The sequence below is a fragment of the Henriciella marina genome (assembly GCF_027213945.1).
GTDB classification, from domain to species: Bacteria; Pseudomonadota; Alphaproteobacteria; order Caulobacterales; family Hyphomonadaceae; genus Henriciella; species Henriciella marina_A.
In genome coordinates this window covers 446227-460010 of the sequence record NZ_JAPWGW010000003.1, presented here as the reverse complement: position 1 = coordinate 460010, position 13784 = coordinate 446227, and the positions used below count along the sequence as shown (strand labels likewise).

Annotated in this window: 13 protein-coding genes; 11 read left to right on the top strand and 2 right to left on the bottom strand. The window is 60.3% G+C overall.

Going from position 1 to position 13784, the window contains the following annotated elements; genetic code table 11:
• Positions 1-33: 33 nt before the first annotated feature.
• Positions 34-990, bottom strand: a complete 957-nt coding sequence (pip, locus tag O4G74_RS11475; RefSeq protein WP_269402749.1) for a prolyl aminopeptidase — start codon at positions 988-990, stop codon at positions 34-36.
• Positions 991-1179: 189 nt separating this feature from the next.
• Between pip and O4G74_RS11470 the strand changes: the two genes are divergently transcribed.
• A complete protein-coding gene (locus O4G74_RS11470; protein ID WP_269402748.1) occupies positions 1180-1737 on the top strand; it encodes a hypothetical protein in 558 nt (185 codons plus the stop codon).
• Positions 1738-1762: 25 nt separating this feature from the next.
• Here O4G74_RS11470 and O4G74_RS11465 read toward each other — a convergent pair whose 3' ends face one another.
• On the bottom strand, positions 1763-3424 hold the full coding sequence (locus O4G74_RS11465) for a DUF262 domain-containing protein (RefSeq protein WP_269402747.1): 1662 nt from the start codon (positions 3422-3424) through the stop codon (positions 1763-1765).
• A gap of 119 nt (positions 3425-3543) precedes the next feature.
• Between O4G74_RS11465 and O4G74_RS11460 the strand changes: the two genes are divergently transcribed.
• From O4G74_RS11460 to O4G74_RS11415, 10 genes are all read left to right on the top strand, one after another.
• Positions 3544-4398, top strand: coding sequence for a fumarylacetoacetate hydrolase family protein (locus O4G74_RS11460; protein ID WP_269402746.1), 855 nt, complete (start codon positions 3544-3546; stop codon positions 4396-4398).
• 27 nt (positions 4399-4425) lie between these two features.
• Positions 4426-5181 carry a hypothetical protein gene (locus O4G74_RS11455; protein ID WP_269402745.1) on the top strand — a complete coding sequence of 252 codons (756 nt, stop codon included), beginning with the start codon at positions 4426-4428 and terminating at the stop codon, positions 5179-5181.
• A 302-nt stretch (positions 5182-5483) separates the two neighbouring features.
• Positions 5484-6710, top strand: coding sequence for an EAL domain-containing protein (locus tag O4G74_RS11450; RefSeq protein WP_269402744.1), 1227 nt, complete (start codon positions 5484-5486; stop codon positions 6708-6710).
• Positions 6711-6763: 53 nt separating this feature from the next.
• On the top strand, positions 6764-7618 hold the full coding sequence (locus O4G74_RS11445; RefSeq protein ID WP_269402743.1) for a TIGR01459 family HAD-type hydrolase: 855 nt from the start codon (positions 6764-6766) through the stop codon (positions 7616-7618).
• A gap of 54 nt (positions 7619-7672) precedes the next feature.
• The gene (locus O4G74_RS11440; RefSeq protein ID WP_269402742.1) at positions 7673-8104 is read left to right on the top strand and encodes a MaoC family dehydratase; all 432 of its coding nucleotides are present in this window, start codon (positions 7673-7675) and stop codon (positions 8102-8104) included.
• Positions 8105-8113: 9 nt separating this feature from the next.
• On the top strand, positions 8114-9040 hold the full coding sequence (gene ribF / locus O4G74_RS11435) for a riboflavin biosynthesis protein RibF (RefSeq protein WP_269402741.1): 927 nt from the start codon (positions 8114-8116) through the stop codon (positions 9038-9040).
• Positions 9041-9106: 66 nt separating this feature from the next.
• The gene (locus O4G74_RS11430) at positions 9107-9565 is read left to right on the top strand and encodes a YbjN domain-containing protein (protein ID WP_269402740.1); all 459 of its coding nucleotides are present in this window, start codon (positions 9107-9109) and stop codon (positions 9563-9565) included.
• A gap of 202 nt (positions 9566-9767) precedes the next feature.
• Entirely contained in the window at positions 9768-12707 is a 2940-nt protein-coding gene (gene ileS, locus O4G74_RS11425) for an isoleucine--tRNA ligase (RefSeq protein WP_269402739.1), read from the top strand.
• Positions 12707-13264, top strand: coding sequence for a signal peptidase II (gene lspA, locus O4G74_RS11420; protein WP_269402738.1), 558 nt, complete (start codon positions 12707-12709; stop codon positions 13262-13264). Before ileS ends, lspA begins: the two co-directional genes overlap by 1 nt.
• 21 nt (positions 13265-13285) lie before the next feature.
• Complete coding sequence (locus tag O4G74_RS11415; RefSeq protein WP_269402737.1) at positions 13286-13780, top strand: DUF3035 domain-containing protein; 495 nt, start codon at positions 13286-13288, stop codon at positions 13778-13780.
• Positions 13781-13784 lie beyond the last annotated feature (4 nt).

Below are 13784 nucleotides of genomic sequence, written 5' to 3'. Positions count from 1 at the left end.
GAGCGCCCTTTTATTTTTACTTAGCTCGTGGACCTAGCCAAACTTTTTGGCGAAAGCCCGCGTCGCAGTGATCAGCTGATCCACTATGCCGGGATCGAGGCTCGAATGGCCTGCATCCGGGACGATGTGCAGTTTGGCATCAGGCCATGCCTTGGTCAGCTGCCAGGCCGTCCCGATCGGGGTCACGACGTCATAGCGGCCGTGGACGATTATGCCGGGCACACCGCTCAGCTTTTCCTCGGCCTGCTTCAACAGCCAGCCGTCTTCCGGAAAGAAGCCCTTATTTACGAAGTAGTGGCACTCGATGCGCGCGAAGGCGTCTGCGAAGCTGTCTTCCTCAAACTTGGCCGGACGTGAATCCGGGCCCTTGATCGAGATGGTCTCTCCTTCCCAGCAGGCCCAGGCTTTGGCTGCCGCAATACGGGCACGCCGGTCGCTGCCTGTCAGCCGCTTATGGAACGCGTGAAGCAGGTCGCCGCGCTCGTCTTCCGGGATCGGGGCGACATAGCGGTCGAAGGCATCCGGGAAGATGCGGCTTGCGCCATCCTGGTAGAACCACTGGATCTCGGCTTCGGTGATCAGGAAGATGCCACGCAGAATGAGGCCCAACACGCGATCGGTGTGGGTGACGGCATAGGAGAGCGACAGGGTCGATCCCCAGGAGCCGCCGAATACCACCCATTTGTCAACGTTCAGCGCTTCACGAATGCGCTCCATGTCGCTGACCAATGCCCAGGTGTCGTTCTCTTCCAGCTCGGAATGCGGTGTGGACCGGCCACAACCACGCTGATCAAACAGGATGATGCGATAGAGTTTCGGATCAAAGAAGCGGCGCATCTCAGGGCTGGAGCCGCCGCCAGGGCCACCATGGACACCGATGACCGGGATGCCGTCAGGATTGCCCGACTCTTCCCAGTAAATTTCGTGCAGGTCTGAAACCCTGAGGCGGCCTGTCCTGTTAGTGTCAACAGGTGGGTAAAGTTTGAGCATCTATAAACCTTGTCTGAACGCTTACCACAGTATGTGAACCACTTTGGCATAAGGGTCTGGACGTCAAAACTCCAACCTGTATGTGTAAACGCAGTTAAAGTATTAAGACCGCACGGGTCGTACCAGTATATGAAACCGCTTCTCTTTTGTCTTGCAACTCTCGCGCTGACTGGCTGCACCACAGTTTCAATGGTGTCCAAACAGGCAATCGTTGAGACAGAACTGACGGACCAGCAATCTGAAGTCCGCGAGCGGGCGCAGGCATTCGAGGCCATGGCGGCGGATGAAGGCTGGGTGAGGCAGGCGGGTGGTCTCTCCGGTCTTGCGGACATGCTGTTCGGCGCAGAGCAGTCTGCCAGCGACGCATCCTCGCTCAGCTATGCGCAGACCATCGCAGCCTCGGCAGAAGAACCGGCTGCAATCTATGCAACCGTTGAGGCCGATGCATCGGCTGCTGCACGCAGCCTTCAGGAGCTCGACCTCATCGCGACGGCACTGCTGCAGTCGGGTGACGTTCAGCGCGCCGACCTTATCAGTTTCGAGAGCGCGCTTGTCACTGCGCAGAAATGCTATCGCAGCTTTGCTGAGGCGACCGGTGTCGTTGAAGGCGCGGCCAGCCGTGAACGCCGCGAGACCGAGGCGGCGCTTCGCCTTCTGGCTGGTGTCATTGACGGTGCGCGTCTCTCCGCTGACCAGATGGCCGCGGCTTATGCGGATGCTGAAACAGCTGGCGAGACACTCAGCTAGTTTTCCATACATCCCGTCAAGCGCGCTAGCGCTGCGGATCGGGAAACCAGACCCCCATCAGAATGTCGACGAGCTGCTCGGTGCGCTCACGTACATCGTCCGGCGTCCATGTCTCTCTTCCGCGCAGGTCTTCGGTCAGCGCGAATACCCTGACGCCCTCGGCGAAATAGAGCTTCTTCTTCTCCCGAAACTCCAGCCGGTCGGCGATCCTGTTCACGTGGCGCGGCACGATGACGAAATTGCCCGCCGTTTCAGCCAGCTCTCTCTGCACCGCTGCGCTCGGCCAGATCCTGTTCCAGTGGCTATCTTCCGGCACGATCCGCGGCAGCACGTGTTCGACGCTTGCATCTTCTTCCGCGGAGATTTGCTCGCCATTCTCAAGCGCCGCATTGAGCCGAAGGGCAACAGCCCTGCGTTGCATGAAATTGACGAACCTGCCGGTCAGCCGCTCGCGGATCCGGCGCTTGTCCTCGCGGGAGAAATTGAGCGGCCCGTTACGGTGAAAGAGCGACTTTCCGTCCAGTATGGCCTTGGTCAGCCGCGCATACTGTTTTCGCCGTGCGTCGCCATTGGTGACGTAGAGCATCATGACAAAGCCGAACCGCTCCAGCAGCCTGAAGAACTCTGCGGCTTCGGCGCCATTCTCCCGCTGGCGATAGAGATAGGCCAGCGCCGGCACGCGCCAGAGATGATGGTCCAGCAGGCGCAGATGATTGATGGGGCCGCGTACCGCATCGGTAAACGCGCCGTAGTCGGGCTCACCGCGCAGGATCGCATTGTAGGTGCTGACATAGTCTGGCAGGTGCTCGTCCAGAAACGTGCGTGCATCCACCTTTGAAAGGACGGCTCTGGAGAATTCGGCCGCGACCTTGCCCTTGGAACTCCGCGAGTAAAGCTGGCGGATATAGTTGAGAAGATCATCCAGCCCGTTCGCGCCCAGCCTGGACTCATGGTCCAGCCAGCGCCGGGCATGGGCGTTCGCTTCTCCTTCGGAGAAATCGCCGCGCTGCAGGATTTCGGTCTTGATGATGTCGTGCGTATTAGGTGCCTTTCCGCGGGTATTCAGCACGCGAAACACGTCATAGCCGCCGTCCCAGTCCGGCACGACAACGCGCACCAGCATGATCCTGTCGCGGATTGTCTCGAAAAGCTGTCTGCGCTGATTTCCGTTGAGCCGGGTGAGGTAGGCCTCGATCAGGTCGAGATTTGTCGACATACGCCCGTGATTGGTGGCCTGGCCGGCTTCGGCGTCCCGCAGGCGCGTCGCGCCTTCGGTCTGTACGGCTTCGCGGAAATATGGCGTGTCGATATGGTTGAGCGTCAGGCGCCAGGCATTGTCGTCGCCTTGGCTCGCCCTGTCCGGGTCCCCGATCATCGTATGCGCCAGGGCCTTGTAGTGCGGGTCGGTCTCCAGGTCGCGCAGGACGGCGAGGATCATGGAGAGTGTGGTGAGGCGCTGCTGGCCATCCACGACAAGAAAGCTGCGATCATCCATCTCGACCAGAACGATCGCGCCAATGAAATGGTGCTTTCCCCGGCTGGACGCTCGCCACAGGTCGCTCAGCAGCTCGCCGACCTCATCACCCTGCCAGGCATAGCTGCGCTGATAGGGCGGCATCCGGAGGAGGATACCCGGAGCGAGAATAGCCGAGAGGCTGCATTCGCGTGCCCTAATTCCGGATTCCATTGCACTCCCGGCAATTCATACTAGACCTGAACGCTATCGATAGAGGTGTATCGGCCGGGTAGAAACCTGCTACGCGCGCCAGACATCCGATTTCCATTGAGGGGAGGCAGATAAGCCACATGAGATGGGCAAATCTTGAACACGAAGGTGAAGTCTGGTGCGGGCTTGTAGAGAGTGACGCGGTCCTCGTCGCAGCTAAAGGCTGCCTCAGCCAGCACCTTGGCGACCTGCAGTCACTTGAAACAGCTGCCCGCGATGGCACGAAACTCATGCTCAGCGATGTGAAGCTCCGCCAGCCCGTTATCAGGCCGGGCAAGATCCTCGCCATCGGCCTTAACTACGCCGCTCATGTTGCCGAAAGCGTCAGCTTCATCTCGAACGACAAGCCCGAAGTGCAGAAGTGGTTCAACAAACAGTCGACCGCTGCGAACGGGCCGGGTTCGCCGATCCACGTGCCCAAGGTTTCGCAGCAACTGGATTATGAAGCTGAACTCGTCCTGGTCATTGGCAAGTATGGCCGCCACGTGCCCAGGGAGAAAGCGTTCGACATCATCGCGGGCGTCAGTTGCGGCTGCGATTGCTCGGTCCGAGACTGGCAGAAGGCAAGTCCGACCATGATCATGGGCAAGGGCTTCGACACGCATGCGCCATTCGGCCCGTATCTCGTCACCCTGGACGAGGTGGGAGAGCTGGGCCCGCAAGCGATCCGTTGCTATGTCAATGACGAGTTACGCCAGGAAGCGAAGCTCTCTGACATGATCCACTCGATTGCAGACCAGATTGCGCACCTCACTGCCGCCTTCACGCTGGAGCCGGGCGACGTCATCTTTACCGGCACCCCTGCGGGCGTCGGCGCAGGCCTCAGCCCACCAACATGGCTGAAGCCCGGTGATACGGTCCGCGTCGAGATTGGAAATGTCGGCACACTCGAAAACCCGGTGATCGCCGAACCGGACACGATGCGGATCGGTTAATCGCTCATGCGCGCGCCTGTTATCCTTTTGGCTTCAGTTATTCTGCTTGCCGCCTGCGATGTTCGCGGGCCCGAATTGCCAGGCCGCAAAGACGTTGTCGAAGAAGTCGCAGCACCACAACGCGAAGTGCGTCCAGCGGATTTCGCGATAGAGCCATGCAGCCGGTCAGACACGTCCATCTGCCTGTTCGCGCGGGCAGGGGGCAAACGGCTCGTGTTCGGGGCGCCGGCTGGCGTCGGCAACCAGATCGACAGCAGAGAGCTGGCGCGGCTCGACGGTCTGTTTCTCTACTCCCTTCGTTCCGAAGATATCGAAGGGCTGGATGAGGTCCGCAATATCAGCTGGCAGGCGGGCAGGCCGGGACCTCTCCCAGTCAGCGGTCCGGCGGGGCTCAGCTCCGTCATCGACGGGCTGAACCGCGCCTATGAGGTCTCCGACGCGTTGATCTTCGTTGAGGACGACGCACCTGCCGGTGGTTTCGATGCCGCCCTGCTGGAGTCTGGACATGAAGTTATGGAGGACACGGTTGTCTTCTATACGGGCGACCTGAAGGTCGAGGCGACGACGGGCATGAATGACCGCCTCAGCTACCGCGTCGATTATCGCGATGTGGACGAAAACTGGCACACCTTGGTCATCCAGCCCTGCGGGGCACCAGACATTGCGCGCAATGACATTACCGTGGACGAAGTCTCGCGCGTCGAAATCGCCTGCGTAGATGGTCAATTTGGTGAAAACTGGCCCTTCACAGGCACGCGTTTCCTGCACATGAATGGTGGCTAGAAAAAGCATCGGGGTCCTGCTGGTGCAGGACCCCGGTCTCCCCCGAGACGCCCCCGTCCGGCCAAATTGGCCGCGGACATTCAGGCTTCGGCACACGAAATTTAACTAAAGGGAATGGGCACCCGTCGAAAGCGAATTCTGTGGCGCGGGCTGTCAATTATGAAAGCTGTGTCATGTTTGTCACGGAGCTTGTCGCCATCTCGCGCATTGGCAAGTCACGCAAATCAGTTCCTATACTACCAATTCGTTAACATTTTGAGGCTTATTATTAAGTTTCATCGACGACGGGGCACATTACCAGTATGACCGGAATACTCTTCATCCTGTATATCGCACTCGGCAGCGCGCTCGGTTTCGGGCTTGTTTCCTATGCAGGTTTGAGCATTCCCGTCGCGATTGCGCTTGGCGCGGTGACGACGGCGCTGTTGGGCCAGTTTCATCTGCTCTTCTCTCACGTTATTTCCACGGCCGAAGGCTCGGACCGGATTGATGCGCTTGAGCTTTCCTATGAGGAAAACGACAAGCGCATGACGCGTATCGAAACGCGCAGCCAGGAAGTCGAAGCCTCGCTCAAAAGTGAGCTTTCAGAGCGCCGTGATGCTCTCGTGACCGAGATGCGCCAGCTCGAAGGCCTTATCGACCGTCTCGCCAAGAGCTTCGAAACCAAGCTGTCGCGTGAGACAAGCGAGCCGATCGCGCCGCAGGATGATGCGCTGCTGCGGACGGTTAAGGCCGCGCTTCAGGACGGGCGCGTCGACCTTCATCTCCAGCCGATCGTATCGCTGCCCCAGCGCCGCGTCGCTTTCTATGAAGGCTTTACACGCCTTCGTGAGGCTGATGGCTCGATCCTGCTGCCAGCTGATTTCCTCGAAGCCGCCCGCCGTGCCCGGCTGCTCGGTGTGCTGGACAATATGCTCCTGTTCCGCTGCGTGCAGATTGTGCGTCGTCTGGCAGAACGGGACCGCCGCGTCGGCGTCTTCTGCAACATCTCGCCAAACTCGCTCACAGACCCGCAATTCTTCCCGCACTTTCTTGAATTCATGAAAGAGAACCGGGATCTTGCTGGAGCGCTGATCTTCGAGATCCCGGCAGATCGTTTCGAGAACCGCTCGCGCCAGATGCGCGAAGGTATGGAAAAACTGATCCAGCTTGGCTTCCGTTTCTCAATCGATCACGCCAGCGATCTCACCCTCGACCTGCCGCGCCTTCAGGAATCAGGCGTTCGCTTCGTGAAGGTGAATGGCGACACGCTTATCGAACAGCTGCGTGATCCGTCTGGCCCGCGCCCCGTGTCCAATATCAATCGCCGCCTGGCTGGCGAGGAAGTTGCGGCGGTCTGCTCACGCTATGGTGTGACGCTGATTGCCGAGAAGATGGAAGAGGAAGTCGGCGTTGTCGAAATCCTCGAATACGACATCCCGTTCGGACAGGGGCATGTCTTCGGCGCGCCAAAGCCGATCAAGTCGTCCCTGATGCAGGAAACGGCACCGCCGCAGGAATTCATCGACCGCCTGTCGGCCTTTGGCTGATCCTGCGCACTTCCGGTTTGACCCGACATGTCGCGGCAACTAACTGACCCGCCATGACGAAACCTCAGCATATTTCCGGGCTCGGCGAGATTGCCGAAGAATACGATACGATCCTCTGCGATGTCTGGGGCGTGATCCATAATGGCCGCAAGGCCTTTGACCCGGCCTGCGAGGCGCTGGTGAAGTTCCGTGAAGGCGGTGGCACCGTAGTTCTCATTACGAACGCGCCCGTGCCGAAACAGCAGGTTATATCCTACTTCCGTCCAATGGGCGTGCCGGATGCGGTTTTCGATGACTGCGTATCGTCAGGCGATGCGACGCGCGATGAGCTTTCTCGCCGCAGCGATGAGAAAATCTGGCGCCTCGGGGTCGATAGCGGCTGGGAGCGGGACAAGTTTCTCTACGAAGGGCTCGACCTTGATTTCGCGTCTCCTGAAGACGCCGAAACCGTTCTTTGCGTCGGTCTCGAGGATGAAAAGAAGGACGATCCGGAGGCCTACCGTGAAGAGCTGAAAGTCGGCGCGAAGCGCGGTCTGCCCATGATCTGCGCCAATCCGGACATCAAAGTCCGGGTTGGCGACCAGCTTATCTGGTGTGCAGGTGCGCTTGCCGCGATCTATGAGGAAGAGGGCGGTAAGGTCATCTATCCCGGAAAGCCGCACGACCCGATCTACCGACTGTCTCTGGCGCGGGCGGCAGAGATTCGCGGCAAGGCGCCTGAAAGCGTCCTCTGCATCGGTGACAGCCCGGCCACAGACATGCGCGGTGCTGCCGATCAGGGCTTTGACGCGCTCTATGTCGGCACGGGCCTCGCAGAGCACGGCAGCGACTTTGAAAGCGAACTTGAAACCCTGCTGGCCGAATACGACGCTGAAGCCCGCTGGGCCATGCCCGCTCTAAAGTGGTGACGAAACGTCCTTCCCATTGTAACAGACCGGAAAAATAGCTTCGGAGATACCCGCATGAGCGCGAAGGATGGATACAAGTTTGAGGAACTCAGCGTCGGCATGGCGCATGAGACCGTCCATACAATCACGGCTGAGGATATCGACCTCTTCGCCAAGGTATCGGGTGATTACAACCCCATCCACATGGATGAGGAGTATGCCAGGAAGACCCCGTTCGGTCAGCGCATCGCACATGGCGCCCTGACCGCGTCCTATATTTCCGGTATCCTTGGCAATGACCTGCCGGGCCCAGGTGCGATCTTCACCCATCTGGAAATGCGTTTCCGCCGCCCTGTCTTTATCGGGGACACGGTGACCGCCCGCGCAGAGATCACGGAGATGTTCGAACGCGGCAACCGAGTCACCCTCAAGATTACCTGCCTTGTCAATGACAAGGCCGTTGTGGCTGGTGAGGCCAAGGTCATGGTTCCGGCCAGGGAGGCGTAGAGCGCGCTGATGGCGGTTCATGCCGACTATAGAAATCTGCCTGACTCGGCGCGCGGCTATTCGGTCGCGCTTGGCAATTTCGACGGTGTCCATCCGGGCCACCGCGCGGTCATAGATGCCGCGCGTGTTGAAGGTCCGTCGCTTGGCATCGCAACCTTTGAGCCCCCGCCACGTGCCTATTTCCGTCCCAACGACCCGCCATTCCGCCTCTACCGCCCAGCCCGCCGCAATCAGCGGCTGATGGAGCTGGGCGCGAAGGCGGTGTTCGAGCTCCCGTTCAACGGGCAGATGGCCTCGATGACCGATGAGGAATTCTGTCGCCATGTCCTGCATAAGGGCCTTGGCGTCAGCCATGTCGCTGTCGGCTTCGATTTCCGTTTCGGGCGTGGGCGCATGGGTGACGCTGACCGGCTCTCTTCCCTCGGCCGGTCCTTTGGCTTCGACGTGACGGTTGTCGAAAAAGTCGAAGGCCCGGAGGCTATCAAGGCCTCATCGACTGCCATCCGCGAAGCGCTGATCGCAGGCGACCCCCAGCGTGCCGCAGAAATGCTGGGCCATGACTGGATTGCAGATGGGCATGTCGAAAAGGGTGAGCAGCGCGGCCGCACAATCGGCTTTCCGACAGCGAACATCCGCCTTGGGCCGCTGATCCATCCGCGCCACGGCGTGTATGCTGTGCGCGTGCGTATCGCTGGCACAGGCGACTGGCTGGATGGCGTCGCCAATTTCGGCCGTACGCCGACGACCGGGCTGCGCGACCCACTGCTTGAAACCTACATCTTCGACTTCGACCGCGACATATACGGCCAGTACATTGAGGTCGCGCTTGTCCGCTTCCAGCGCGCAGAAGCGCATTTCCCTTCGCTGGACGACATGGTCGAGCAGATGCACCGCGACAAGGAAGAGGCGCGCCGGCTCCTGTCCGCAGCCCGCTAGCAACTCCTGACTTTCTGTCCCGTTCGTGTAGTTAATTCAGGACGCACATTCGAAGGGACGCCCAAAATGAAATCCATCTATGCGATCGCCGCAATGCTCGCCTTTGCTGGCGCTGCCAGTGCGCAGGCCACAGTCCAGTCCGTCTCGCTGGATGACCTTGAACGCTTTGCGACTGATGCGGGGCACGAAGTTGTAGCCTTCGGTGAGACGACTGAAAACTCCCTCCGTGCCGAAACGCCGAACGGCCTGACCTACTACATGGAAGGCACGGCCTGCGATGAAGGCGCCTGCCGCGGCATCATCATGAGTTCGCGATTCGAGGCCACGGACGCGGTCACGCTGGACAAGGTGAACAAGGCCAATCTGGAACGCGCCGCCGTCAGTGTCTGGCGCCTTCAGGATTCGGTCGGTGTTTCTCGCTATGTCATCCTCGATGGCGGCATGAGCGAAGCGAACATCAGGATCAATCTCGACAATTTCCTTGCCATCGTGCCGGGCGTGGCAGACGACTTCTTCGGACAATAGGTGCGCCGCGCCTTTGGCGGGTGACACATTGCGGGCTGCCTGCTAGACGCTTCGCCCATGTTGTACGGCGATCCCGCTTTCATAATTCGAATTAGCCGCCCGGCGGCGTGCTGATCTGCCCTCTGGTAGGTGAAGCGCGGTGCCGGGGCCTTGCTATTTCCGCTTGCAACCGACCTGCTAATTCGAGACTGACTTACCTGCTATGACCGACGACACCAAGACAAACGCGAACGACTATCGCGACACGCTCTTCCTGCCGAAAACCGAATTCCCGATGCGCGGCGGCCTGCCAAAGGCAGAGCCGAAATGGATCGAGCGCTGGGACGAAATGCGCCTCTATGACCGCATGCGTGAAGAGGCAAAGGCACGCGGTGCGAAGCCCTTCATCCTGCATGACGGTCCGCCCTATGCGAACGGTCCGATCCACCTTGGCACCGCCATGAACAAGATTCTCAAGGACCTTGTCGTGCGCGGCCACCAGATGCTCGGCTATGACGCCTCCTACATCCCGGGCTGGGACTGTCACGGCTTGCCGATCGAATGGAAAGTCGAGGAAGAATTCCGCTCCAAGGGACGCGGCAAGGATGACGTGCCGGGCGACGAGTTCCGCGCCGCCTGCCGCGCCTATGCCGCCAAGTGGATCGAGGTCCAGAAACAGGGCTTCCGCCGCTGCGGGGTAGAGGGCGACTGGGACAACCCATACCTCACCATGAACTTTGAGTCCGAAGCGGCCACGGTTCGCGAGTTCCTGTCGGTCGCCATGTCCGGCCGCCTCGTGCGCGGCTCCAAGCCGATCATGTGGTCCCCGGTAGAGCGCACCGCCCTCGCCGAAGCCGAAGTCGAGTATCACGACCGCAAGGTGCCGGTGATCTGGGTTAAGTTTCCTGTTCAAGGCGAAGACTTCTCAGTTGTCATCTGGACGACGACGCCTTGGACGATCCCTGCAAACCAGGCGGTCAGCTTCAATCCAGACATCTCCTACGGCCTTTATGAGGTCGAAACCGTGATGAGTGAGGAAGAGCTCGGCTTTGCCCCGTTCGCCGCGCCCGGCGACAAGTATGTCCTTGCCGACGCTCTCGCTGAGGCCGTGATGGACAGCGCGAAAGTCTCCGGTTTCAAGCGTGTGAGCGATGTCGATCCCAAAGGCTGGACGCTTTCGCACCCGCTGAACGAGCTCTCCGACTTCTACAAGCACGACGTGCCGATGCTCGCCGGCGACCACGTCACCGACGATGCCGGTACCGGCTTTGTTCACACAGCGCCAGCTCATGGTGAGGACGACTTCCTCGTCTGGATCGCCAATGGCCACACAGCCAGCGACATCCGCGACATCGTCAATGAGGACGGCGTCTATGAGCATCCTGAGCTGCCAGAGGCGCTGCAGGGGCTCGATATCATCCGCACTTCCGGCAAGAAGCGCGGTGAACAGGGCAAGGCCAATCAGGAAGTCATGCGCCTCCTGACCGAGGCGGGTAACCTCCTCTCGCGCGGTGTGACCGTGATCCGCGATGCGCACTCCTGGCGTTCCAAGGCGCCGGTTATCCGCCGGGCGACCCCGCAATGGTTCATCGCCATGGACAAGCCGGGCACGAATGGCAGCGCGCCGCTGCGCGATCTGGCGCTGAAAGCGCTGGAAGACACCGGCTTCGTGCCGCCGCAGCTGCGCAACCGCATCACCTCGATGGTCGCCGACCGTCCTGACTGGCTCATCTCGCGCCAGCGTAACTGGGGCGTGCCGATCACGCTTCTGGTCAGCCCGGGCGGCGAGCCGCACACTTACGCCCTGCCTGAAGACAAGGCGCTCGAAGTCAACAAACGTATCCTCGATGCCATCGCGGCTGAAGGCGTTGAGGCCTGGTTCTCGGCTGAGCCTGCCAAATTCCTCGACGGGATCGCAGACCCGGCAGGCTGGGAGAAGGTCACCGACGTGCTCGACGTCTGGTTCGATAGCGGCACGACCCACGCCTTCACCCTTCGCGATCGCGGCATCATCGATGAGAAGACCGGCCAAGCCGACGTCTATCTCGAAGGCTCTGACCAGCATCGCGGCTGGTTCCAGTCCTCGCTTCTCGAGAACTGCGCAACGCGCAGCATGGCGCCTTACAAACAGGTCGTCACCCACGGTTTCATCGTCGATTCCGAGGGCAAGAAGATGTCGAAATCCCTCGGCAATACCGTTGAGCCGCAAAAGGTCGCTGACCAGTTCGGCATCGAGATCCTGCGCCTCTGGACGGCGTCTTCTGACTTCACCGAAGACCTGCGTATCTCTGACGATATCCTGAAAACGAACGCCGAATCCTATCGTCGCCTGCGCAATACGCTGCGCTACCTTCTCGGTGCGCTCGACGGCTATGATGAGGCCGAAGCGGTCGACGCCAAGGACATGCCGGGCCTTGAACGCTGGGTCCTGCACCGCCTTGCGGAAAGCGACGCGCTGATCCGTAAATCCTATGCGGCCTTCGACTTTAAACGCGTCATGTCGGCCATGCTGAACTTCTGCGGCGTGGACCTGTCGGCCATCTATTTCGATATCCGCAAGGATAGCCTCTATTGCGATGCGCCGTCCGACCTCCGCCGCCGCTCGACCCGCACCGTCATGGCGCTGGTGCTGGAGCGGCTTCTGGTCTGGCTTGCCCCGATCATGCCGTTCACGACCGAAGAAGCCTTCCTGATAAGCCATATCGCGGGCAAGGCCGACAGTGTGCACCTGCTCACCTTCCCGGAAACGCCGGAAAGCTGGCTCGATGCCGCCCATGCCGCGCGCTGGGAGAAGATCTTCAAGGTCCGCCGCGTTGTCACAGGCGCACTGGAAGTCGAGCGCCGCGAGAAACGCATTGGTGCTTCGCTTGAGGCTGCTCCGGAAGTCTACATTCAGGAAAAGTCGCTGATCGAAGCCTTTGAGGGTGAAAGCCCTGCCGATATCTTCATCACGTCTGGCGCTGAACTGATAGACGGCGCCGGTACGCTGGCGGCCTACCACCTTGACGATACGCCGGGTGTGGCCGTGCTTCCGAAGAAGGCTGACGGCATCAAATGCGCCCGAAGCTGGAAGTATTTCGATCCGAAAACCGCTGACCCGGCCTATCCGGACATCACACCGCGCGACGCTGAAGCTGTGCGCGAAATCAGGGAAAAGAGCTGATGAACGCTGCCAGTCATGTCTGGAGATGGGCGGCGCTGATCGCCCTGGTGATTATTGCCGACCAGCTGACGAAATGGGCTGTGCTTGAAACCCCGGCTTTCAACGCACTTGCCTGTCTCGACCCTTCCATTCGTTGTGGCCGGATCGAGCTGTCCTCGGTCTTCGACCTTACAATGCTGTGGAATCGCGGAATCAGCTTCGGCACCTTCCAGTCTTCGGGCATCATGCGCTGGATCCTGGTTCTCGTGACCACGGGAATCGCGATCGGGTTCGCCTACTGGCTTACCCGGGCAGAGCGCTGGTTTACCGCGCTGTCGCTGTCCCTCGTCATTGGCGGGGCCGTCGGAAATCTCATCGACCGCGTCCGCTTCGGCGCTGTCGTCGACTTCCTCGATTTTTCAGGCCCGTGGTTCGGTACCTATATTGGCGGCGTCGCTGTTGGCTTTCCATGGGTTTTCAATATTGCTGACGCGGCAATTACTGTGGGCGCGCTCTTGCTGTTTCTCGATCAGTTTTTAATGTCGCGCTCGAAACCGGATGAACACAATCCCGCTTGAGTGGAGTGGAGAGACATGAAGATGGCGCCTAAACAATCGATCCTGACCGCGGCCGCGATGAGCATGCTGCTCGCCGCCGGTGGCTGTTCCATCCTTCCAGGTGGTGGTGGCGGCTCCAGCAATGCGGGGCCGGATGAGTTCCGCGTCGTGACGAAAGCGCCGCTTTCGGTTCCGCCGGAATACAATCTTCGCCCGCCCCGCGCCGGTACGACTGTTCCGGTCGAAGCAGACGCGTCCCGCGACACCACGGTCGCCGCATTCGGCACCCAGCTTGGCGCCGATGCCAGCGCATCAGAGCGCGCCCTGGTAACGACCGCGGGCGCAAACGCGGTCAACCCGCGTATCCGCTCCATCGTCGACTATGAAGAAGGCGGCCTTGTGCGCAAGACGCCGGAAGATGCCGACCAGATCATCTCCTATACCGGCGACGGCACGATCTCTGACAGCGCGACGGGCGACCAGCCTGTCTCGATCCAGCGCGGCAGCGGGGAGCGGATCAAACTTCCAGGCACGTAAGCCG